Below are 23,337 nucleotides of genomic sequence, written 5' to 3' on the forward strand. Positions count from 1 at the left end.
CCTGAATGACTGAAGCAGCCGTGCCCGGCGTCTACCCCCAGGGCGTGAAACTCGGGGTAGACGTCGGCACCGTTCGGGTGGGCGTCGCGGTATGCGACCGCGACGGCATCCTGGCCACGCCGCTGCGGACGCTGACCCGGAACGTGAAGAAGAACACCGACGTCCGGATCCTCGCCAACCTTGCCGTGGAGCTCGGTGCTGTCGAAATTTTTGTGGGCCTGCCACGGACCATGAAGGGCGAGGAGCACGCTTCCGCCCGAATGGCCACCGAATATGCGAAGCTACTGGTCAGTAAACTATCGGAGGCCGGATCTTGCCTGCCGGTGAGGCTGATCGACGAGCGACTGAGCACGGTGACAGCCCACCGCGAGCTGCACCAAGCTGGCATGAGCAGCAGGGACCATCGTAAAGTAGTTGATCAGGTCGCGGCCGCAGGTATCCTGCAACATGCGATCGATATGCAAAAGGCCAGGGGAACGGATGTAGGAAGCCGCGTTAGCGCGGACGACCTCCAACCGGGGCCACCCGGCGACGGCGCTCTGCCCGTCCCGGAAGTACACACGCATTCTGCACAACGCATTCTGCCCAAAATGGAAGGCTACAGTGAGCCCGGTCAACAATGACGACTCCTCTGGTGTTGCCGACGGCGGCGCCGGCCGTCCGCTGACGCGCAAAGAAATCAGGGCACAGGAGAAGTTCCTGGCCACTCAGGGTCACGACGTCATCCCGCCCCAGGCCTTCGAGACCGGACGGGAGGCTCCGGCTGCGCCGCAAGCCGACGCCTCGGCCCCGGCTGAAGCACCCCGGCAGTCCTCCGCCGGCGCCCAGGAGCTCCCGGACGCCGCGCCGACCGTTCACGAGCCGCTGGACGAGGTCCCGGCAGCTGAACCCGTGCACCAGGAACCCGAGCACGAGGAGCCCGTCCCCGCAGCGGAGGGGTACCAGCAGCCAGAGCATGCGGCGTTCCAGCCGGACGAGCCCGTTCACGACGAGCCCATCGACGAAGCTCCCCTCCATGACGCACCCCTCCACGACGAGCCGGTGCACGAATACGCTGGCGGGATGTCCCGCGAGGAGACTCTCCGCCGCGCTGACGCCTTGCAGTATGGCCACAGCCTTCATCACGAGGCGGAAGTCCACCCGGCCTACTCGGACCACCCCGATGATGAGGCCCACCACGTCTACGACGACGAGCCCGGCCACGACCTGATGGCTGGCGCCCCCCGTATTCCCACCACCAAGGGTCCCTCGAAGAAGGTCCGACGGCGCCGCCGCTTCCTGGCACTCGTCCTGACGCTTGCCGTCTTCGTGGTCGCGATCGTCGTCGGAGCTCAGTTCATCAAGCCATTGCTTGGTGGCGACAAGCTCGCTGACTACCCGGGTCCGGGGACCGGCTCGGTGACCATCACTGTTCCGCCTGGCGCCGGACCCCGGTCCGTTGCAGCCGAGATGGAATCCAAGAAGGTGATTGCGAACGCCGACACTTTCGTCAAGCAGTTCGTCGCCGCGGGCGGCGCCCTGAGCCCCGGAACCTTCACGATGCGCAACGAAATGAACAACGCGGACGCCGTGAACGTGCTGTTGAACAAGGGCCAGGAAAAGGTCATGTACTTCGCGCTGAGCGCCGGCATGAGGATCAACGAATCGCTGCAGTCCATCTCCGAAGGCACCGGGATCCCGGTCGGCGAACTCAAGGCCCTCAGCGACTCCCCGAAGCAGTTCGGCGTGCCGTCCAAGGCCAAGAACCTTGAAGGATTCCTCTTCCCGGGTGAATACCGTTTCCCGCTCGGCACCTCCGGCAAGGACGTGCTGCAGAAACTGGTCGGCAGCACCCTCGAGGAACTGAAGGCCCAAGGCGTGACGGACCCGGCCAAGCAGTACGACGTGCTGACGGTCGCAAGCATCGTGCAGGCCGAAGGCGGCCAGGCCGAATACGGAGACGTCGCCGGCGCCATCTACAACCGGCTCAAGCCCAACAACACCGAGACGAACGGGCTGATCCAGTCCGACGCCACGGTGACCTACGGGCTGGGCATCCGGAGCTTCCACATCGACGAGGCCCAGAAGGCCGATAAGTCGAACAAGTACAATACCTACGCCAATACAGGCCTCCCGGCCGGCCCGATCGGTTCGCCGGGCAAGCGGGCCATCGACGCAGCGGCCAAGCCGAAGAAGAACGACTACCTCTACTGGGTCACGATCAACCTGGACACCAAGGAAACCAAGTTCTCCAAGACCCTGGCCGAGCACAACGGCTACGTGGCCAAGTACAACGCCTGGTGCGAGGCCAACCCCGGACGTTGCGTGTGACACTGCGGGCCGCCGTCCTCGGGCATCCCATCAGCCATTCGAAGTCACCGGCCCTGCATCGCGCCGCCTACGCAAGACTCGGCATTGAGATGGACTACGACGCCGTCGACGTCACCGAGGATGCCCTTGCGGCCTTCATGGCCGGCGTCCGCGGCGACGAACGGTGGCGCGGGTTGTCCGTGACGATGCCGCTCAAGGCCGCCATGGCTGCCGAGGTGGACGAGATCCGCGGCATCGCCCGGCAGCTGGGCGTCATCAACACGGTGGCATTCGAGCCCGGGGACGCGGCGCGCGGCCCCCGCCTGGTGGGCTACAACACTGACGTCGCCGGGATCGTCAACGCCCTCCGGTACGCCGGCGCGGCCGCAGAACCCTCCGCCGTCGTCCTCGGTGGCGGCGGGACAGCAGCAGCAGCCATCGCCGCCCTGAAGGAACTCGGAGCGCCGTCCGCGGCCGTCTACGTACGGGACGTCGGCCGTGCCGTCGAAGCCCGGGCCGCGGTCGATGCCGTAGGTCTCCCGCTTGAGGTGCTGCCGCTGAACGCAGCAGCGCCTGCGATGGCAGCAGCCGACGTCGTGATCTCCACCTTGCCGCCGCGGGCCGCGGACGGCTTGGCGGGGGAACTGGCGGCAGAACTGGCCCGGCACGGCGCTCACGCCAGGGGTGTGCTGCTCGACGTCGCTTACGACCCCTGGCCCAGCCGGCTCGCCGCGGCCTGGACGGACGCGGGCGGACGAGTGGTCCCCGGCCTCGAAATGCTGCTGTACCAGGCGGTCGAGCAGGTTCGACATTTCACCGGCCTGGAGGGCGCCGTGCCCGCTGAAGTCATAGATGTGATGTGTGACGCAGTCGGGGCACCCCGACGGGTGTTCTAAGTGCCTCGCATGGCAGGATGGATTTTATGTTGCGTTGGTTGACTGCCGGAGAATCCCATGGTCCGGCCCTGGTCGGAATTATCGAAGGCGTCCCCGCAGGTGTTGAACTCACCCGGGACCAGATCGTCGAGGCGCTGGCCCGACGGCGCCTCGGATACGGCCGCGGTGCCCGGATGAAGTTCGAACAGGACGCTGTGACGGTCCTGGGCGGCGTCCGGCACGGCCTGACCCAGGGCGGTCCCGTCGCTATCCAGGTCGGCAACACCGAGTGGCCCAAGTGGGAGCAGATCATGTCCGCCGATCCGGTGGACCCCGAAGCCCTCGCCGACCAGGCCCGCAACGCGCCGCTTACCCGGCCCCGGCCGGGCCACGCCGATTTCACCGGCATGCAGAAGTACGGCTTTGACGAGGCCCGTCCGGTCCTGGAGCGCGCCAGCGCCCGGGAAACCGCCACCCGCGTGGCCCTGGGCGCCGTCGCCTCCGCGTTCCTCAAGCAGCTCGGCATTGAACTGGTCTCCCACACGGTGTCCGTTGCCAGCGTTTCCGTCCCGGAAGGCCGGCCGCTGCCGGTGCCGGACAACGTGCTGGCGCTCGACGCCGACCCGCTGCGTTGTTTCGACCGCGAAACCTCCGATGCCATGGTCGCGGAGGTGGACATGGCGCACAAGGAAGGCGAAACCCTCGGCGGCGTCGTCGAAGTCCTCGCCTACGGACTGCCCCCGGGACTGGGCAGCTACGTGCACTGGGACCGGCGTCTTGACTCGCGCCTGGCCGCTGCCCTGATGGGCATCCAGGCCATCAAGGGCGTGGAAGTCGGCGATGGTTTCCTCACCGCCTCGCGCCGCGGCTCCGCAGCCCACGACGAAATCGTCAAGGACCAGGACGGCAGGATCATCCGCACGTCCAACCGGGCCGGCGGCATCGAAGGCGGCATGAGCATCGGTGACGTGCTCCGGGTCCGGGCCGCGATGAAGCCAATCGCCACGGTGCCGCGCGCCCTCAAGACGGTCGACATCAGCACCGGCGAAGCGGCCAAGGCACACCACCAGCGCTCGGACGTCTGTGCCGTCCCGGCCGCCGGCGTGGTGGCCGAGGCCATGGTGGCGCTGGTCCTCGCCGAAGCAGTCACGGAAAAGTTCGGCGGCGACTCCGTGCAGGAGACCGCCCGCAACATCAAGGGTTACCTGGACAACATTCCGGCGTCCCTGGACTCGATCGGGCACTAGTGGCGGCCCGTCACGCGCCGCAAAAGGCCCTGAACCGGCCGGTCGCCCTGATCGGCCCCATGGCCGTCGGCAAGTCCGCGATCGGGCAGCAGCTCGCACTGCAGCTCGGCGCCCGCTTCGTCGACACCGACGTCGAGGTGGTTGCCCAGCACGGCACCATCGCTGATATTTTCGCGGGAAGGGGCGAATGCGCATTCCGCGAACTGGAGGCCCGGGCGGTGGCGCAGGCCATCGAAGAGGCGGCGGCCAGCAGCGCCAAGGGCTCTAGCACCGTAATCTCGCTCGGCGGCGGGGCTGTCCTGGACTCGGGAACGCAGCAATTGCTCGCCAACTGCATCGTGGTGTACCTGGAATGCGATGCCGCCACGGTGTCCGAACGGATCGCGCGCAACTCGGGGCGGCCGCTCCTGGCCGGCGACGCGATGGAACGTTGGCGGACACTGTTCGCCACCCGGCAGCCGGTCTACGAACGGCTCGCCGACCTGACGCTCGACGTCCGGAGCGGCTCTGTCCAAGAGCTCGCGCGCGGGCTCGAAGAAGCCCTGGAGCAGCACGCCGCCCTCGACAACGAGGCAACGCGCACCCCAGCAGCGACAAGGAAAGTTGAAAAGTGAGCACCGAATCAACCGTCATCAAAGTCACCGGCAAGGCTCCGGGGGACAACTACGACGTCGTCGTCGGCCGCGGGCTGCTGGCAAAGCTGCCTGAGCTGCTGGGGGAGCGCGTCAAGCGCGTCCTCGTCGTCCACCCGCGCGCCCTGCGGCTTACCGGCGACGCTGTCCGCGAGGAGCTGGCCAGCGCCGGCTTCACCGCGCTGACGGCCGAGATCCCGGACGCCGAAGAAGGCAAGCACATCGAGGTGGCCTCCTTCTGCTGGCAGGTGCTGGGCCAGAACGACTTCACCCGCTCGGACGCGATCGTCGCCGTCGGCGGGGGAGCGGTGACCGACCTCGCCGGATTCGTCGCCGCGACCTGGCTGCGCGGCGTCAAGGTCATCCACATGCCCACGAGCCTGCTCGGCATGGTGGACGCGGCCGTCGGCGGCAAGACCGGCATCAACACCGCCGAAGGCAAGAACCTGGTGGGCGTCTTCCACCCGCCGGCCGGAGTCCTCGCCGACCTGGACACCCTGGACACGCTGCCCAAAAACGAGATCATCTCCGGCATGGCCGAGGTCATCAAATGCGGTTTCATCGCCGACCCGGCCATCCTCGAACTGATTGAAAAGGACCCCGCCGCGGTGTCCGATCCCCGCTCCGAAACCTTGCGTGAGCTGATCGAACGCGCCATCGCCGTCAAGGCACGGGTCGTCTCCGAGGACCTGAAGGAAACCGGGCAGCGGGAAATCCTCAACTACGGGCACACCCTGGGCCACGCGATTGAACTCGCCGAACGTTACTCATGGCGGCACGGCGCCGCCGTCTCGGTGGGCATGATGTTCGCTGCCGAACTGGCGCGCAGCGTCGGCCGGCTCAGCGACGCCGACGCCGACCGCCACCGGGACATCCTGGAGAGCCTCGGTCTGCCAATCACCTACCGCCGTGACCGTTGGCAGGCACTGCTGGACGGCATGCGGCGGGACAAGAAGGCACGCGGTGACCTGCTGCGCTTCGTGGTGCTCGACGGCGTCGGACGCCCGGGCATCCTGGACGTGCCGGACACGTCGCTGCTCTTCGCGGCATACCAGGAAATCGCTTCCTGATGATCAGCGACAATGGCGGCACCAGCGAGTGGCCCGACGCCGGGTTTCCCGGCATCAGGATCAACCCGCTAACCCTCATGCCGCAGGTGGTCAACGAGGAAGCCTGCGCGGAGGCGCTGGCGGCCTCGACCGACCCCACGGACCTGATCTTCGTGCGCCTCGTGGAGGGCCACCCGGGCGAGGCCGCCGAGTTGCTCGCCGAGGCCCGGTACAAGGATCCCGATTCGTTCCGGCTGCGGATGTTCGAGGCTGAGGTCCTGCGGGTATCACACCGCTCTGACCGCGCGGTTGAGCTTTACCGCCAACTGCTTCCCGAAGCGCAGGGCACCCCCGACGAGGCCGTGGTCCGCCAGCACCTGGGCCGGTCCTACTTCGCCGCCGGCAACATCGCCGCCGCCGTCGAGTCCTTCGCCAAGGCGCTGGACCTGCGGGTGGCAGGCTCCGCGGACGCTGCGCTGATCTATTCATCGACCGTGGCGCTGCAGCGCGCCCGGGACGTGCTGGATTTGGCCTGCTAAAGATGCCGGCTTGGGGGGCCTGCCAAAGACGGCCGCCAACGGCGCCTGCCGGCGGCCTGCATGGGCCGTCCGGCAGCGATCCGGCAAAACCGGTAGAATGGTTCTTGGATTTTTGATAAACACGCGCTGGCGGGCCGAATCGGCATGCCTGCCTGGCATTAGCGGCTGGCGGCTAGAACCAGTCAACAAGGAAACCTGAGGATACTGTGGCAACCACTAACGACATCAAGAACGGAACCGTGCTGAAGCTTGAGGGCCAGCTCTGGAACATCATCGAATTCCAGCACGTCAAGCCCGGCAAGGGCGGCGCCTTCGTCCGCACGAAGATGCGCAACGTGATGTCCGGCAAGGTCGTCGACAAGACCTTCAACGCCGGCCTCAAGATCGAGACCGCAACGGTTGACCGCCGCGATTACCAGTACCTGTACCAGGACGGCGCCGACTTCGTGTTCATGGACACCTCGGACTTCGACCAGCTCACCGTGTCCGCCGCCACCGTCGGCGACGCGACCAACTTCATGCTCGAGAACCAGATGGTGAACATCGCCATCCACGAGGGCAACCCGCTGTACATCGAACTGCCGCCGAGCGTCGTGCTGGAAATCACCTACACGGAGCCGGGCCTGCAGGGCGACCGCTCCTCGGCCGGCACCAAGCCCGCGACCCTCGAGACCGGCTACGAGATCCAGGTGCCGCTGTTCGTCGAGAACAACACCAAGGTCAAGGTCGACACCCGCGACGGCAGCTACCTTGGCCGGGTCAACGACTAGTGAGTGCACGCGGTAAGGCCCGTAACCGGGCCCTGGATGTTCTCTTCGAGGCGGAGCAGCGCTCCACCTCCGCATTCGATGTGCTGCGTTCCCGTCGTGAACAGACGGATCAGATCATCAACCCCTACACCCTGGAAATCGTCGAGGGGGTCGTGTCCCACCAAGCCGCGATCGACGAATTCCTCGAAACCTACTCGCAGGGCTGGTCGCTGGAGCGGATGCCCTCGGTGGACCGCATCATCCTGCGGATCGGCACCTGGGAACTGCTCTACAACGACGACGTCCCCGACGGCGTCGCCGTGAGTGAAGCCGTGGCGCTGGCCAAGACGCTGTCGACGGACGAGTCGCCGTCGTTCATCAACGGCCTGCTCGGCCGCCTGCAGCAGCTGAAGCCGTCCCTGCTGGCCTGACGGCCCCATGACCGCTCCTCGAAGGGCCGGTGCCCGCCTCACGGCGGACACCGGCCCTTCGCGTATGCCGGCCGGTCCTTTGCTGGAGAGGTTCCCGCCGCTTAGCGCAGCAGCGCATCCCTCGAGGCCACGACCTCGCCGAGCTGATGCTGTTCGTCGAGCTGGTGCGCCGGCACGTCCCGGCCGCTGAGGATCCGCTGACGGGTGAACGCCAGGCGGGTGGCGGCCTGCAGGAACGCCCTCATCTCCGGGGCCCGGCCAATCGACCTGGCCCAGCGGAGGGCAGCGCGGCGCCCGCCGGGGGTCGCCAGCATTGCCACCTCCTGGCTGTTGAACCAGCCGGCCGCTGCATATTCCTGGAGCCGTTGGCGGGTCAGCTGGCGTTCGGCAACTCGCAGCAGGACCACGACCAGGACTGCCAGGAGGAAGATCGGCACCTGGACCAGGATGTACTGGGCCAGGAAATTCTGGCCCATGGAGTTCCAGCCGCTGTGCAGCAACATCGCCGGAACCAGGCCCACCCGGAAGGCCAGGAACGTCAGGCCGGAATGCCAGCGCCGCGCCGCGAAGCCCAGGACGAGCCCGGTTGTCCCGGTGAAAATGGCGTGAGCGAACGGGGACATCACGCCGCGCAGGAAGAACACGATGGCCAGGTCCGTGCCCGGGGTGCTGGACTCGGCGATTGCCCGGCCGAAGTACAGGATGTTCTCGGTGAAGGCGAAACCGCCGGCAATCGTGAACGCGAATACGACGCCGTCGACCGGGCCGTCGAACTGCTTGCGGGCAAAAATTAGGAGCAGCAACAGGCCGAGCGACTTGGCGAATTCCTCCACCACCGGTGCCTGCACCGTGACGGCGAACGTCCGGTAGTCCAGCCCGGACGCCGGGCCTGCGGCGAGCGCGAAGAACGGCTGGATCAGCATCGTCACGGAAATCGAAACGAGCGCGCCCCACGCGAAAGCGAAGAACAGCAGCCGCTTCGGTTCGGGCTCCCAGCGGTCAATGAAGCGGACGGCCAGCAGGACGGCACTGAGTGGCAGCAGCGAGGCGATGAAACCCACGACGAAGCCGCCCGGGCCGGTGTTTTCCAGCACGAAGGGAAGCACCAGGAACAGGCTGACGAAAGCGAGTACCCCGCCGCCGAGCACCAGCGCGGCCATGCCGGCTGAGGCCCGGGCCCAGGTTGCCCCGGCGTAGGCTGCTGGAAGCGGCGGAGGACCCTGCAACCGGCCCTGCAGTTGGCCCTGCAACTGGCCGGAGCCCGGCGTCGGCCGGTAGTTGTCCGGCTGGACGTGACCCATCCAACTGGGGTTCGCCTGCTGCGGCTGCCGGGGGCCGCCGGGCGCCTGCCGGGCGGGCGGAGGATCGAAGCTCGTCATGCCACGAGCCTAAGGTGCGCGCGGCCCGGCCGCCTATTACGCCCCTGGCACACCCCGCGCGCACCCGCGCAGACCTCGCGCCGGTGTGACGGACGCCGCGTCCGCCGGGGCCGGGTGGCGGCAGCCCGTGTGGTAATTTGAGAGAGCAAATGATCCTTTTTTAATTCCGTCCCGTGAGGCGGGGAAAGGGGAGACGAGCGTTGACTTCTGTTCCAGAAGCACCGGTTCCGGCCAAGGTCCAGCTCAGCAGGGTTGTCCTCAACCAGGCTGACATCGACCGTGCACTCACTCGTATCGCCCATGAGATTCTCGAGTCCAATAAGGGCTCCCAGGACCTGGTCCTGCTGGGCATCCCGCGGCGCGGCTATCCGCTCGCCGTCCGGCTCGCCGCCAAAATTGCCGCCGCCGATCCCGCCGTGGATCCCGCCGCAATCGTCGGCCAGCTGGACGTGACCATGTTCCGCGACGACCTCTCGCACCAGCCCACCAGGCCCCCGTACCCTACCCAGTTGCCCCGCACCGGGATCGACAACAAGGTAGTGGTGCTGATCGACGACGTCCTGTACTCGGGCCGCACCATCCGCGCCGCCCTGGACGCGATCATCGACCTGGGCCGGCCCCGGATCGTCCGCTTGGCCGTCCTGATCGACCGGGGCCACCGTGAGCTCCCAATCCGCGCCGACCACGTCGGCAAGAACCTCCCCACCTCTTCCGCGGAGAAGGTTAGGGTCCGGCTCGAAGAAACCGACTCCGCCAGCGGCGGGGAAAACAGCGGCGGCGCCGTGAACGAAGTCGTTATCGAGGCGACGGCATGAAGCACCTGCTCTCGACCGAAGACCTCAGCTACGCCAACGCGATCCGCATCCTCGACACCGCCGAGGAAATGTCCGCGGTGGGGGAGCGCGAGGTCAAGAAGCTCCCGGCCCTGCGTGGCCGCACCGTGGTCAACCTCTTCTTTGAGGACTCCACCCGCACCCGCATCTCGTTCGAAGCTGCGGCCAAACGGCTCTCCGCGGACGTCATCAACTTCGCAGCCAAGGGATCGTCCGTCTCGAAGGGCGAATCACTGAAGGACACGGCCCAGACGCTCGCCGCCATGGGCGCCGACGCCGTCGTGATCCGGCACTGGGCCTCCGGCGCCCCGCACCGGCTGGCAGCCACCGACTGGATCGACGCCGCCGTCATCAACGCCGGCGACGGCACCCACGAGCACCCCACCCAGGCGCTGCTGGACGCCTTCACCATGCGCCGCCACTGGTCGCGGCTCGCCGGCAGACCGAGCACTGGTGCGGACCTGAAGGGCATGCGGGTCGCGATCGCCGGCGACGTGCTGCACTCCCGTGTGGCCCGCTCCAACGTCTGGCTGCTGCGCACCCTGGGCGCGGAAGTCACGCTCGTGGCGCCGCCCACGCTGCTGCCCGTCGGCGTGGAACAGTGGCCTTGCTCCGTCAGCTACGACCTCGACGAAACCCTCGCCCGGGGCGTGGACGCGATGATGATGCTGCGCGTGCAGGGCGAACGCATGAACGCCTCGTTCTTCCCCACCACCCGCGAGTACTCGCGGCGCTGGGGCTTCGACGACAACCGCCTCCGCGCCCTGGACAGCCTGGGCCTGAAGGACACGATCATCATGCACCCGGGTCCGATGAACCGCGGACTGGAAATATCCTCCGCCGCCGCCGACTCGCCACGCTCCACCGTGCTGGCACAGGTGCGCAACGGCGTGTCCATCCGGATGGCCGCCCTCTACCTCCTGCTCTCCGGGGACACCCGCGAACCAGCAACCTCCACCGCCGCCTACTCCAAGGAGAGCCACTGATGGCATCACAGCAACAGGACACAGGCAGCACTGGCGCCTACCTCATCCGGGGCGCGTCGATCCTCGGCGGAGCCGCCGAGGATCTGCTGATCCGCGACGGCGTTATCGCCGCCCGCGGCCAGGACTTGTCCGCGGACGGCGCCTTTGGGAAAGCAACAGTCATCGAGGCGGCTGGCCTCGTCGCCCTGCCCGGCATGGTGGATATCCACACGCACCTGCGCGAACCGGGCCGCGAAGACGCCGAAACGGTCGAGACAGGCACCCGCGCCGCGGCACTGGGCGGTTACACCGCCGTGCACGCGATGGCCAACAGCACCCCGGTGGCGGACACCGCCGGCGTCGTCGAGCAGGTCTTCACCCTGGGCCGCACCGCCGGCTGGGTGGACGTCCGCCCGGTCGGCGCCGTCACGGTCGGCCTGGCGGGCGAGCAACTTGCCGAACTCGGCGCCATGGCCGACTCCCGCGCCCAGGTCCGTGTCTTCTCCGACGACGGCATCTGCGTCAGCGATCCGGTCCTCATGCGCCGCGCCCTCGAATACGTCAAGGCGTTCGACGGCGTCGTCGCCCAGCACGCGCAGGAGCCCCGCCTCACCGCCGGCGCGCAGATGAACGAGGGCGTCGTCTCCGCGGTGCTCGGCCTCACCGGCTGGCCCGCCGTCGCCGAGGAGAGCATCATCGCCCGCGATGTCCTGCTCGCCCAGCACGTTGGATCCCGGCTGCACGTCTGCCACGTCTCCACCGCGGGTTCGGTGGAAATCGTGCGCTGGGCCAAGTCGCGCGGCATCAACGTCACCGCCGAGGTCACGCCCCACCACCTCTGGCTGACCGACGAACTGGTCCGCAGCTACGACCCGGTCTACAAGGTCAACCCGCCGCTGCGCACCGATGAGGACGTCCAGGCTCTGCGCGCCGCGCTGGCGGACGGAACGATCGACGTCGTCGGCACCGACCACGCCCCGCACCCGAGCGAGCACAAGGAGTGCGAGTGGGCGCAGGCCGCGATGGGCATGACCGGGCTGGAAACTGCCCTGTCCGTGGTGCAGCACACCATGATCGAGACCGGGCTGATGACCTGGGCCGACTTCGCCCGCGTGACCTCCACCACGCCGGCCGCCATCGGCCGACTCCAGGACCAGGGCCGGCCGCTGGAAGCGGGCGAACCCGCCAACGTCACACTCGTGGACCCGGCTGCGCGCTGGACCGTGGACCCTTCTAAGATGGCAACCATGGGCCGTAACTCTCCGTTTGCCGGCCGGGAACTCCCGGGCAAGGTGGTGGCCACCTTCTTCAAGGGCCACCCGACGGTCCTGAACGGGGAACTCAACACACCGTACCGGTGGCTCCCCGAAAGCCCGGATGCCCCCGCCACGGCGGTCCAGCCCTGATGGTCAAGGAACTCTCCCTGCTTTTTACGCTGGCGCTGATCGTCGTCGCGCTGGTCCTGATCTGGGTCGGCTGGCGCAACCGGCTGCGACGCCAGGCGGACGTCGAGCCGCTTCCGGCCGTCCCCGCGGAACTCGGCGGGCCGCTCGCCGCGGCCGAGGGACAGTACGTCGCCTCCACCACGGCCGGCGACTGGCTGGACCGGATCGCCGTCCACCAGCTGGGCCTGCGCACCAACTCCCACCTCAGCGTCCACCGCGAAGGCGTGCTGTTCGACCGCTCCGGTGCCGGCCCCGTGTTCATCCCGGCCGCCAGCCTCACCGGCGTCCGGCAGGAAAGCGGCATGGCCGGAAAGTTCGTGGAGAAGGACGGACTCCTGGTCCTCAGCTGGATGCTCGGTGCCAAGGAGCTGGACACCGGCTTCCGCCCCCGCCGGGCCGAGGACAAGGCCCTGCTCCTCACCACCCTCAAAGATTTGATCTCCGCAGCCCCTCAGGCAGAAGCCGATAGTGGAAAGTAGCGACGTGACGGAATCCCAGCCAGCGAACGCAGAAGTGAAGAAGACAGACGTGTCAGAAGAAACAGTGAACGAAAAGACAGTGACAGCAAACGCAGCAGCAGCCTCCGCCCCCGCCGTGCTCGTGCTGGAGGACGGCCGGATCTTCCGCGGCCGCAGCTACGGCGCCACCGGCACCGCGCTGGGCGAGGCGGTCTTCGCGACCGGCATGACCGGCTACCAGGAAACCATCACCGACCCCTCCTACGCCCGCCAGCTGGTGGTGCAGACCGCACCCCACATCGGCAACACCGGCGTGAACAAGGACGACGCCGAGTCCCGGCGCATCTGGGTGGCCGGCTACATCGTCCGCGACGCCGCCCGCCGCCCCTCGAACTGGCGCTCGGAACGCAGCCTCGACGACGAGCTCGTCGAGCAGGGCATTGTCGGAATCCAGGGCGTCGACACCCGCGCCATCACCCGTCACCTGCGCGAACACAAGACCATGCGCGCCGGGATCTTCTCCGGCGACGCCACGGCGGCCACGGACAAGGAACTCGTGGACGCCGTGCTGGCCAGTGCACCGATGGAAGGCTCCCGGCTCGCCGAGGAGGTCAGTGTCGACGAGGCCTACACGGTCGAACCCGCCGACTGGGGCTGGGAAGGCGAACCGAGGTTCAACATTGCCGCGATCGACCTTGGCATCAAGCGCATGACCCCGATCCGCTTCGCCGAGCGCGGCGTCAGGGTCCATGTCCTGCCGGCCACCGCCACCCTCGAGGACGTCAAAGCCGTCAACCCCGACGGCGTCTTCATGTCCAACGGCCCCGGCGACCCCGCCACCGCCGACAGCCAGGTGAACCTGCTGCGCTCCGTGCTGGACGCCAAGCTGCCCTACTTCGGCATCTGCTTCGGCAACCAGATCCTGGGCCGCGCCCTCGGCTTCGGTACCTACAAGCTGCGCTACGGCCACCGCGGCATCAACCAACCTGTGATGGACCGCCGAACCGGCAAGGTCGAGATCACCTCACAGAACCACGGCTTCGCCGTCGACGCACCGCTGGAGGGTGCCACGAAGGCTCCCGAGGAGCGCTTTGGCCGTGTCGAGGTCAGCCACGTCAGCCTCAACGACGACGTCGTCGAGGGACTGTACTGCCTCGACATCCCCGCCTTCTCGGTCCAATACCACCCCGAAGCGGCCTCGGGCCCGCACGACGCCGCGTACCTCTTCGACCGCTTCATCGAGCTGATGGCGAACACCAAACAAACCTCCACCGACTCCAAGACTGAGGACAAGAAGTAATGCCCAAGAGAACTGACCTGAAAAGCGTCCTGGTCATCGGTTCCGGCCCGATCGTGATCGGCCAGGCGGCCGAATTCGACTACTCCGGGACCCAGGCACTGCGCGTCCTCAAGGAGGAAGGCCTGCGTGTCATCCTCGTCAACTCCAACCCGGCCACGATCATGACCGACCCGGAGTTCGCCGATGCCACTTACATCGAGCCGATCACCCCAGAGGTGGTCGAGAAGATCATCGCCAAGGAACGCCCCGACGCGATCCTGCCCACCCTCGGCGGCCAGACGGCGCTGAACACGGCCATCGCCCTGGACAAGAACGGTGTGCTGGAGAAGTACAACGTGGAGCTGATCGGCGCCAACATCGCCGCGATCGAGCTCGGCGAGGACCGCGAGAAGTTCAAGGGCGTGGTGGAGCGCTGCGGTGCCGAATCCGCGCGCAGCCACATCATCCACAGCATGGACGAGGCCCTCACCGCGGCCGAGGACCTGGGCTACCCGATGGTGGTCCGGCCCTCCTTCACCATGGGCGGCCTGGGCTCGGGCCTGGCTTACAACGAGGATGACCTGCGCCGGATCGTCGGCCAGGGCCTGCAGTACAGCCCCACGTCCGAGGTGCTGCTCGAAGAGAGCATCCTCGGCTGGAAGGAATATGAGCTCGAAATGATGCGGGACAAGAACGACAATGTCGTGGTTGTCTGCTCGATCGAGAACTTCGACCCGGTGGGCGTGCACACCGGCGACTCCATCACGGTCGCTCCGGCGCTGACCCTGACCGACCGCGAGTACCAGCGGCTGCGCGACATCTCGATCGCCGTCATCCGCGAAGTCGGCGTCGACACCGGCGGCTGCAACATCCAGTTCGCCGTCGAGCCGGACACCGGCCGTGTCGTGGTCATCGAGATGAACCCCCGCGTGTCGCGCTCCTCGGCGCTGGCTTCCAAGGCTACCGGGTTCGCGATCGCCAAGATCGCCACCAAGCTCTCGCTCGGCTACACCCTGGACGAGATCCCGAACGACATCACGCAGAAGACGCCGGCCTCCTTCGAACCCACCCTCGACTACGTCGTAGTCAAGGTCCCGCGCTTCGCCTTCGAGAAGTTCCCCGCCGCGGACTCCACCCTGACCACCACCATGAAGTCGGTGGGCGAGGCCATGGCCATGGGCCGGAACTTCACCGAGGCGCTGCAGAAGGCGCTGCGGTCGCTGGAGCAGAAGGGGTCGCAGCTGGACTTCAGCGCCGTCCCCGAATGGGAAGTGCCGGAGCTGATCGAGAAGGCCAAGCGCCCCAGCACCGAACGCCTGCACCAGGTCCAGCGCGCGCTGCTCGGCGGCGCCACCGTTGAGCAGCTGTTCGAGGCGACCGGGATCGACCCCTGGTACCTTGACCAGCTCCAGCTGCTGAACGAAATCTCGCAGGAAATCCGGCACTCCAACGCCCTCACCCAGGAGATGCTGCAGCGCGCCAAGCGGCACGGCTTCTCCGACGCCCAGATCGGCGCCCTGACGCACAACTCCGAGGACGTCGTCCGCGGCGTGCGGCAGGCCCTGGGCATCCGTCCGGTCTACAAGACCGTGGACACCTGCGCCGCCGAGTTCGCGGCGTACACGCCGTACCACTACTCCTCCTACGACGAGGAGGACGAGGTGGCGCTGCACGCCAAGCCGTCGATCATCATCCTCGGCTCCGGGCCGAACCGGATCGGGCAGGGCATCGAGTTCGACTACTCCTGCGTGCACGCGTCGATGGCGCTGCGCAAGGCCGGCTACGAGACCGTGATGGTCAACTGCAACCCGGAAACCGTCTCCACCGACTACGACGTGTCGACCCGGCTCTACTTCGAACCGCTGACCCTTGAGGACGTCCTCGAGGTCATCGCGGCCGAGGAGCGCACCGGCGGCGTGATGGGTGTGTTCGTCCAGCTCGGTGGCCAGACCCCGCTCAAACTCGCCCAGCAGCTCGCCGACGCCGGCGTGCCGATCCTTGGCACCTCGCCGGAGGCCATCGACCTGGCCGAGCACCGCGGCGCCTTTTCCCGGGTGCTCGACGAGGCAGGGCTGATCTCCCCGAAGAACGGCACCGCCGTCTCCTTCGAGGACGCCAAGAAGATCGCGGACGAGATCGGCTACCCTGTCCTGGTCCGCCCGTCCTACGTCCTCGGCGGCCGCGGCATGGAGATCGTCTACGACGAACCGAACCTCTCCCGCTACATCGCCAACGCCACCGAAATCACCCCGGACCACCCGGTGCTGATCGACCGCTTCCTCGAGGACGCCGTCGAGATCGACGTCGACGCCCTCTACGACGGCAAGGACCTGTACCTCGGTGGCATCATGGAGCACATCGAGGAAGCCGGCATCCACTCCGGCGACTCCGCCTGCGTGCTGCCGCCCATCACGCTGGGCAACAACGTGATTGACCGCGTCCGGACCGCCACCCGGGCCATCGCCGAAGGCGTCGGCGTCCGCGGCCTGATCAACATCCAGTTCGCCCTCGCCTCCGACGTGCTCTACGTGCTCGAAGCCAACCCGCGCGCCTCCCGCACCGTGCCGTTCGTCTCCAAGGCCACCGGCGTGCAGATGGCGAAGGCCGCGGCCCTGATCGGCACGGGCGTCACCGTCAACCAGCTCCGCACCGCGTACAAGATGCTGCCGGAGTCCGGCGACGGTTCCACGCTGCCGCTGGACGCGCCGGTGGCGGTCAAGGAGGCGGTCCTTCCGTTCAGCCGCTTCCGCACCCTGGAGGGCAAGGTTGTCGACTCCCTGCTGGGCCCGGAAATGCGCTCCACCGGTGAGGTGATGGGCATCGACAAGCACTTCGACACCGCCTTCGCCAAGAGCCAGGCCGCGGCCAACAACGCGCTGCCCACCGAGGGCAAGGTCTTCGTCTCCGTTGCCAACCGGGACAAGCGCGCCGTCATCATGGCGGTCAAGCGGCTCTCCGACCTCGGCTTCGAGATCGTCTCCACCGGCGGCACGGCCGATGTGCTGCGCCGCAACGGCCTGCAGGCCACCACGGTCCGCAAGGTCGCCGAAGGCTCCAGCGCCGAAGGTGAGGGCACCATCGCGGACCTCATCGTCGCGGGCGAAATCGACATGGTCTTCAACACGCCCTCCGGCGGCGAAGCCCGCGGCGACGGCTACGAAATCCGCGCCGCAGCCACCTCGATCGGCATCCCGTGCATCACCACGGTGGCCGAGTTCAACGCTGCCGTCCAGGCGATCGAGGCGATGCGGACCTACGAGTGGTCCGTCACGAGCCTGCAGGAGCACGCCGCGGCCCTGATGGCCTCGCAGCAGCGGGTCGCCCAGGAAGCGAACGCCGGTGCCTGAGCCCGCCGCCGCTGACCCGGCCGGCCGGGAGTCCTTCGGCTCCCGGCTCGGCCGGGCTATGGCCGAGCGCGGCCCGCTTTGCGTCGGCATCGACCCGCACCCGGCGCTGCTGCAGCACTGGGGCCTGAACGACGACGTCGCCGGCCTGGAACGCTTCTCGCTCACCGTGCTGGAGGCGGTGGCCTCGCTCGCTGCCGCGGTGAAGCCGCAGGTCGCGCTCTATGAACGCCACGGCTCGGCCGGCATGGCCGTGCTGGAGCGCACCCTCGCGGCGTCCGCGGAGGCGGGGGTGCTCAGCATTGCCGACGCCAAGCGCGGCGACATCGGTTCCACCATGGCGGCCTACGCGGACGCCTGGCTGCGCGATGGCTCAGCCCTCGCCGCGGACTCGGTGACGCTGAGCCCTTACCTGGGCTTTGAGTCGCTCCGGCCCGCACTGGATCTTGCGGCCGACGCCGGGCGCGGCGTCTTCGTCCTGGCCCTGACCTCCAACCCGGAAGGCGCTTCCGTCCAGCACGTCGGCGGAGCGGATTCCGTGGCGCGGCGGATCGTCCGCGCCGCAGCGGAGGAGAACCAGCGCTACGCCGGAGACCTTGGCTCCGTGGGCCTGGTGGTCGGCGCGACGGTTGGCACGGCGCTGGCGGACCTGGACCTGGATCTCGCGGCAGTCCGCGGCCCGATCCTCGCCCCGGGCCTCGGCGCCCAGGGGGCCACGGCAGCCGATTTGCGACGCACCTTCGGCAGCGCCTACGGCCAGGTCCTCGGCACCTCAAGCCGGGACATCCTCCGCGCGGGCCCGCAGCCTGCGGGGCTGCGGGAAGCCGCGCAGCGCACCTTGGACGAACTCCGCGCCGTATAGCGATCCGGGCTCGGCTGGTCGGCACTGGGCCGGCCGTGCGGGTTTGCCGCGTCGTTTGCCACAGAAGGCCTCTACGGGGCCGGTATTGCGGCCCTTTGTGGCAAACGCAGGGCGCCGGGCGTCCGTTAGGCCGGCCCCGGCATGTCTGCGGCCCTAGCTGCGCCGATACGCCACAGATGGCCGCTACGGACCCGGCATTGCGGCCATCTCTGGCGGACGGTTGGCGCCACACCAGCCTCCACGCTGGGACAGACGGGTTGGAACTGGTCCGCGGTCCTAGCTGCGCCGATTTGCCGCAGATGGCCGCTTTAGACGTGGTGTTCCGGCCATCCGTGGCGAACGGTTGGCGCCGCGCCGGTTCGCCACAGATGGCCGCTACGGACTCGGTATTGAGGCCATCTCTGGCGAATGGGTAACGGCTACCGGCTCGCCAGGCAGGCAAAGGGTGGTCCGCAGCCTTAGATGTGCCCATCGGTCGCAGATGGCCGCTTTAGGCCCGGTATTCCGGCCATCTCTGGCGGACGGTGGGCGCCACACCACCAACCCTCCACGCTGGGTCAGCCGGGTCGGAGTCGGGCCGCTGCCTTGAATGCGCCGATTCGCCACAGATGGCCGCTACGGACCCGGCATTGCGGCCATCTCTGGCGGACGGTTGGCGGCACACCGCCAACCCTCCACGCTGGGTCAGCCGGGTCGGAGTCGGGCCGCTGCCTTGAATGCGCCGATTCGCCACAGAATGCCGCTATAGACCCGGCATTCCGGCCATCTGTGGCAAACGGCCGGCGTCGTCTGTCCCGGCGGATCCTTCCGCCGCCCCGCAACCCCCACGTCCACGCCCCGGCCACCAAGGCGTCGGCCGCAGCTGTAGCGCCGGACGTGGTCCATTGCTTTCCTGCGACTCCAGACTGTAAGTTCAGGACAAGTCCGCGGTACCAGCCGGGGTACGCGCGGCTGTCTCGCGGTCACGTCTGACCAGGCCGTTCGCGTGGTCTCGGCTGACAATGCAGGGAGGACCTCAGTGAGCTTGCGACCCCTCACGCCGCAGGAGCGTGCCGACGCCCTGCACAAGGCCGCCGCCGCCAGGCTGGCCCGGGCGAACGCAAAGGAGCGGCTGAAGTCGGGGAAGCTGTCAATCGCCGAGCTGCTCAGTGAGGGGGAGACGGACGAAGCGATCGCCCGGATGCGGGTAGTGGAACTGCTCGAAGCGCTGCCGGGCATCGGACACGTGCGTGCCGCGGCGATCATGGACCGGCTCGGGATTGCCGCCTCACGCCGGGTGCGGGGGCTGGGAATCCACCAACGCCGGGCGCTGGTAGATTTTATAGACGAGAAATAGCTTGGTTTACCGAGCTTCCCCAACCGCCCAAAGGAATACGTGACCAAGAAACCCGGACTGACAGTCCTCGCCGGTCCGACGGCTGTCGGCAAAGGCACAGTGTCCACCTATATTCGGGACAACTATCCCGAAGTCTGGCTCTCAGTATCGGCAACCACGCGCCCGCCGCGGCCCGGTGAAATCGACGGGGTGCATTACTACTTCAAAACCAAAGAGGAGTTCGACGCCCTCGTGGCGGCCGGAGAACTCCTGGAATGGGCGGTGGTGCACGGGCAGAATACGTACGGCACCCTCAAGAGCACGGTAGACGCGGCCATTGCCGAGGGCCGCTCGGTTCTGCTGGAGATCGACCTGCAGGGCGCACGGCAGGTGAAGAAGGCTGTTCCGGACGCACAGTTCGTCTTCCTCGCCCCGCCGAGCTGGGAAGAATTGGTGCGCCGCTTGGTGGGCCGCGGCACTGAATCCGCCGAAGAACAGCAGCGACGGCTGGAAACCGGTAAAGTAGAACTAGCCGCTGAACCGGAGTTCGATCACACGGTCATCAATGATGACGTACGTCGGGCAGCGGATGAGCTTGTTTCACTCATGGGGCTTACGCCGCACCCGCACTAACCGCAGGGTCGGATTGGCCCGTTAGAATTTGGAGAATTCGTGTCCACGAACCTTGAAGGCATCATCAACCCGCCGATCGACGAGCTGCTGAAGGCTGCCGATTCGAAGTACGGACTGGTGATTTTCGGTGCCAAGCGCGCCCGGCAGATCAACGCCTACTACGCCCAGCTGCACGAGGGCCTGTTCGAGTACGTCGGCCCGCTGGTCGACACCAAGCTGAACGAAAAGTCGCTGTCCATCGCCCTGCGCGAGATCAACGAAGGCAAGCTCGTTTCCACGCCGATCGAAGCCGCCGCAGAGTAACAACTCTGCTGCCTGACGGAGGTCACGTGCGCATAGTCCTCGGAGTCGGGGGAGGGATTGCCGCCTACAAGGTGGCATCGCTCCTCCGGCTTTTTACTGAAGCCGGCCATGACGTCACCGTTATTCCCACCGAGGCCGCCACCCGCTTCGTCGGCGTGGCCACCTGGGAGGCACTTTCCGGGCACCCGGTGAGCAACAGCGTGTTCGACGAGGTGCACACGGTCAACCACGTCCGGCTCGGACACGAGGCGGAGCTGATCGTGGTGGCCCCGGCGACGGCGGACCTGCTGGCCCGTGCTGCCTCCGGCCAGGCCAACGACCTGCTGACCAACACGCTGCTGATGGCTGGCGGGCCGGTCCTGATGGCCCCGGCCATGCACACCGAAATGTGGCGCCACCCGGCGACCCAGGCCAACGTCGAAACGCTGCGCAGCCGCGGGGTCACTGTGCTCGAACCCGCCACCGGCCGGCTGACCGGCGCTGACTCCGGCCCGGGCAGGCTGCCCGAACCCGAGGCGATCTTCGCCGCAGCGCTGGCCCTCGCCGGCGCTCCGGCGGTGCCCAATACCCCCGAGCTTCCGACGTCGGACACGGCCCTTCCAGCCGCAGCGCACCAGAGTCTTGCCGGGCTCACCGTCACCATCAGCGCAGGCGGCACCCGCGAACCCCTGGATCCGGTCCGTTTCCTGGGCAACCGGTCCTCCGGCAAGCAGGGCGTGGCGCTGGCCGCCGCCGCACGCGACGCCGGTGCCCGCGTCCGGCTGCTCGCCGCACACATGGACGTCCCTGCCCCGGCCGGCGTCGACGTCGTCAAGGTGGAGACCGCGCTGGAACTGCGCGAGGCCGCCCTGCACGCGGCCGCCGACTCCGACGTCGTCATCATGGCAGCCGCCGTGGCGGACTTCCGCCCGGCCGATGTCTCCGGCACCAAAATCAAGAAGCGCGACGACGTCGCCGATCCGGTGATCTCGCTGGTCCGCAACCCGGACATCCTCCGTGAGCTCGTCGAGGTCCGTGATGCGGCCTCCCGCAACCAGCTGATCGTGGGCTTCGCAGCCGAGACCGGCGATGCCGAAGGCGATGTCCTCGAGTACGCCCAGGCCAAGCTGCGCCGCAAGGCGTGTGACCTGCTGGTGGTGAACCAGGTAGGCAAGGACCAGGTCTTTGGCCAGGACAGCAACTCCGTAGTCATCCTTGCGCGGTCCGGCTCCGAACCCCAAGAGGCGTCGGGTTCAAAATCCGACGTCGCGGCTGCCGTCATTGACCGCATCAGCGCCGAGTTAAGCCGGGTTGTCCCGCCCGCATGAGCGCTGGCGTAATCAAGGTCTCCTTAGTAGGGGGACACACGCCGCCGGACGTCCGTTTTCTAACCAGTAAGGTAGTTGAGTGACTTTACCGCTGCACATCCCAGACTTCCACGGGTCCACGCCCGCTTCGCTCCGGCTCTTCACGTCCGAGTCGGTGACCGAAGGACACCCCGACAAGATCTGTGACCAGATCAGCGATTCGATCCTCGATGCCCTGCTGGCCAAGGATCCGGAGTCCCGTGTCGCCGTCGAGACCCTGGCCACCACCGGCCTGGTCCACGTGGCCGGCGAAGTCACCACGGACGCCTACGTGGAAATCCCGCAGATTGTCCGCGAGACCATTCTGGGGATCGGCTACGACTCTTCCGCGAACGGCTTCGACGGCGCCCGCTGTGGCGTGTCCGTCTCCATCGGCCAGCAGTCCAACGACATCGCCGGCGGCGTGTTCAACTCCCTCGAAGCCCGCGAAGGCCGCCAGGAAGACGACTACGACCTGCAGGGCGCCGGCGACCAGGGCATCATGTTCGGCTACGCCAGCGACGAGACCCCTTCCTACATGCCGGTCCCGATCTGGCTTGCGCACCGGCTCTCCGAGCGGCTCACCGAGGTCCGCAAGTCGGGCCAGCTGGGCTACCTGCGCCCCGACGGCAAGACCCAGGTCACCGTGGGGTACGACGGCGACCGTCCCGTCTCGGTCGAGACCGTCGTGATCTCGAGCCAGCACGCGGAAGGCGCCAGCCTGGACCAGCTCCGTGCAGACCTCGCCGAGCACGTCGTCGACCCGGTTATGGCCCTGTCCAACCTGGACACCTCCCGGTCCCGCAACATCCTGAACCCGGCCGGCGCCTTCGTGATCGGCGGCCCGGTGGGAGACGCCGGCCTGACCGGCCGCAAAATCATCGTTGACACCTACGGCGGCATGGCCCGGCACGGCGGCGGCGCCTTCTCGGGCAAGGATCCGTCCAAGGTGGACCGCTCGGCCGCCTACGCCATGCGCTGGGTCGCCAAGAATGTGGTGGCTGCCGGTCTCGCCAAGCGCGCGGAAATCCAGATCGCCTACGCAATCGGCCAGGCCCGCCCGGTGGGCACCTACGTGGAGACGTTCGGGACCGAAACCGTCGACCCGGCCCGGATCAGCGCCGCGATCGCCGAGATCTTCGACCTGCGCCCGCGCGCCATCATCGACGCGCTGGACCTCAAGCGTCCGATCTACGCCAAGACGGCCGCGCACGGCCACTTCGGCCGCGAGGAGCCTGACTTCACCTGGGAACGACTCGACCGGGTGGACGAGCTGAAGGCGTTCTTCAACGCTTAAGCTTTGGCCAAACGTGCCGGACGTCGGAGCCCTGGGACGTCGGCGTTTTTGAATGTCAGAGCTCTGTGATGTGCTGTAGCCAGGCCGC

Annotated in this window: 22 protein-coding genes; 21 read left to right on the top strand and 1 reads right to left on the bottom strand. The window is 67.6% G+C overall.

The annotated features are described in order from the left end of the window. The first annotated feature begins 5 nt into the window (after positions 1–5). From ruvX to nusB, 9 genes are all read left to right on the top strand, one after another. The gene (ruvX, locus tag AC1DNC_RS00275) at positions 6–623 is read left to right on the top strand and encodes a Holliday junction resolvase RuvX (protein WP_476860584.1); all 618 of its coding nucleotides are present in this window, start codon (positions 6–8) and stop codon (positions 621–623) included. Further along, a complete protein-coding gene (gene mltG / locus AC1DNC_RS00280; protein ID WP_476860585.1) occupies positions 604–2,310 on the top strand; it encodes an endolytic transglycosylase MltG in 1,707 nt (568 codons plus the stop codon). Before ruvX ends, mltG begins: the two co-directional genes overlap by 20 nt. Then, a complete protein-coding gene (locus tag AC1DNC_RS00285) occupies positions 2,307–3,185 on the top strand; it encodes a shikimate dehydrogenase (RefSeq protein ID WP_476860586.1) in 879 nt (292 codons plus the stop codon). The genes mltG and AC1DNC_RS00285 overlap by 4 nt, the downstream gene beginning before the upstream one ends. A 26-nt stretch (positions 3,186–3,211) precedes the next feature. Beyond that, positions 3,212–4,411, top strand: coding sequence for a chorismate synthase (gene aroC / locus AC1DNC_RS00290; RefSeq protein WP_476860587.1), 1,200 nt, complete (start codon positions 3,212–3,214; stop codon positions 4,409–4,411). Positions 4,412–4,470: 59 nt separating this feature from the next. Next, positions 4,471–5,025: a shikimate kinase gene (locus tag AC1DNC_RS00295; protein WP_476860947.1), complete on the top strand. Its 555-nt coding sequence runs from the start codon at positions 4,471–4,473 to the stop codon at positions 5,023–5,025. Further along, entirely contained in the window at positions 5,022–6,113 is a 1,092-nt protein-coding gene (gene aroB, locus AC1DNC_RS00300) for a 3-dehydroquinate synthase (protein ID WP_476860588.1), read from the top strand. Before AC1DNC_RS00295 ends, aroB begins: the two co-directional genes overlap by 4 nt. Then, positions 6,113–6,631 (top strand): tetratricopeptide repeat protein, encoded by a 519-nt coding sequence (locus AC1DNC_RS00305; RefSeq protein ID WP_476860589.1) that lies wholly within the window; start codon positions 6,113–6,115, stop codon positions 6,629–6,631. The genes aroB and AC1DNC_RS00305 overlap by 1 nt, the downstream gene beginning before the upstream one ends. 206 nt (positions 6,632–6,837) lie before the next feature. After that, positions 6,838–7,401: an elongation factor P gene (efp, locus tag AC1DNC_RS00310; protein WP_018773146.1), complete on the top strand. Its 564-nt coding sequence runs from the start codon at positions 6,838–6,840 to the stop codon at positions 7,399–7,401. Further along, the gene (gene nusB / locus AC1DNC_RS00315; protein WP_175321028.1) at positions 7,401–7,811 is read left to right on the top strand and encodes a transcription antitermination factor NusB; all 411 of its coding nucleotides are present in this window, start codon (positions 7,401–7,403) and stop codon (positions 7,809–7,811) included. The genes efp and nusB overlap by 1 nt, the downstream gene beginning before the upstream one ends. Positions 7,812–7,912: 101 nt before the next feature. On the opposite strand, the gene AC1DNC_RS00320 is transcribed toward nusB, so the two are convergent. Then, on the bottom strand, positions 7,913–9,190 hold the full coding sequence (locus tag AC1DNC_RS00320; protein WP_476860590.1) for a PrsW family intramembrane metalloprotease: 1,278 nt from the start codon (positions 9,188–9,190) through the stop codon (positions 7,913–7,915). A gap of 200 nt (positions 9,191–9,390) precedes the next feature. Between AC1DNC_RS00320 and pyrR the strand changes: the two genes are divergently transcribed. From pyrR to metK, 12 genes are all read left to right on the top strand, one after another. After that, entirely contained in the window at positions 9,391–10,005 is a 615-nt protein-coding gene (gene pyrR / locus AC1DNC_RS00325) for a bifunctional pyr operon transcriptional regulator/uracil phosphoribosyltransferase PyrR (RefSeq protein ID WP_476860591.1), read from the top strand. Next, positions 10,002–11,009 (top strand): aspartate carbamoyltransferase catalytic subunit, encoded by a 1,008-nt coding sequence (locus AC1DNC_RS00330; protein ID WP_476860592.1) that lies wholly within the window; start codon positions 10,002–10,004, stop codon positions 11,007–11,009. Before pyrR ends, AC1DNC_RS00330 begins: the two co-directional genes overlap by 4 nt. Further along, positions 11,009–12,394, top strand: coding sequence for a dihydroorotase (locus AC1DNC_RS00335; RefSeq protein ID WP_476860593.1), 1,386 nt, complete (start codon positions 11,009–11,011; stop codon positions 12,392–12,394). Before AC1DNC_RS00330 ends, AC1DNC_RS00335 begins: the two co-directional genes overlap by 1 nt. Beyond that, positions 12,394–12,912 (top strand): PH-like domain-containing protein, encoded by a 519-nt coding sequence (locus tag AC1DNC_RS00340; protein ID WP_476860594.1) that lies wholly within the window; start codon positions 12,394–12,396, stop codon positions 12,910–12,912. The genes AC1DNC_RS00335 and AC1DNC_RS00340 overlap by 1 nt, the downstream gene beginning before the upstream one ends. 34 nt (positions 12,913–12,946) lie before the next feature. Further along, positions 12,947–14,191 (top strand): glutamine-hydrolyzing carbamoyl-phosphate synthase small subunit, encoded by a 1,245-nt coding sequence (carA, locus tag AC1DNC_RS00345; RefSeq protein ID WP_476860948.1) that lies wholly within the window; start codon positions 12,947–12,949, stop codon positions 14,189–14,191. Next, a complete protein-coding gene (gene carB / locus AC1DNC_RS00350; protein ID WP_476860595.1) occupies positions 14,191–17,517 on the top strand; it encodes a carbamoyl-phosphate synthase large subunit in 3,327 nt (1,108 codons plus the stop codon). The genes carA and carB overlap by 1 nt, the downstream gene beginning before the upstream one ends. Further along, a complete protein-coding gene (gene pyrF / locus AC1DNC_RS00355; RefSeq protein WP_476860596.1) occupies positions 17,510–18,376 on the top strand; it encodes an orotidine-5'-phosphate decarboxylase in 867 nt (288 codons plus the stop codon). The genes carB and pyrF overlap by 8 nt, the downstream gene beginning before the upstream one ends. A 1,018-nt stretch (positions 18,377–19,394) precedes the next feature. Further along, positions 19,395–19,712: an integration host factor, actinobacterial type gene (gene mihF, locus AC1DNC_RS00360; RefSeq protein WP_476860597.1), complete on the top strand. Its 318-nt coding sequence runs from the start codon at positions 19,395–19,397 to the stop codon at positions 19,710–19,712. Between the two features lie 39 nt (positions 19,713–19,751). Further along, positions 19,752–20,324, top strand: a complete 573-nt coding sequence (gene gmk, locus AC1DNC_RS00365) for a guanylate kinase (protein WP_476860598.1) — start codon at positions 19,752–19,754, stop codon at positions 20,322–20,324. A 39-nt stretch (positions 20,325–20,363) separates the two neighbouring features. Then, the gene (gene rpoZ, locus AC1DNC_RS00370; RefSeq protein WP_138769242.1) at positions 20,364–20,627 is read left to right on the top strand and encodes a DNA-directed RNA polymerase subunit omega; all 264 of its coding nucleotides are present in this window, start codon (positions 20,364–20,366) and stop codon (positions 20,625–20,627) included. A 26-nt stretch (positions 20,628–20,653) separates the two neighbouring features. After that, a complete protein-coding gene (locus tag AC1DNC_RS00375) occupies positions 20,654–21,934 on the top strand; it encodes a bifunctional phosphopantothenoylcysteine decarboxylase/phosphopantothenate synthase (protein ID WP_476860599.1) in 1,281 nt (426 codons plus the stop codon). A gap of 79 nt (positions 21,935–22,013) precedes the next feature. After that, positions 22,014–23,249 (top strand): methionine adenosyltransferase, encoded by a 1,236-nt coding sequence (gene metK / locus AC1DNC_RS00380; protein ID WP_476860600.1) that lies wholly within the window; start codon positions 22,014–22,016, stop codon positions 23,247–23,249. The last annotated feature ends 88 nt before the right edge of the window (positions 23,250–23,337 follow it).

Source organism: Arthrobacter sp. 01N442 (assembly GCF_056399345.1).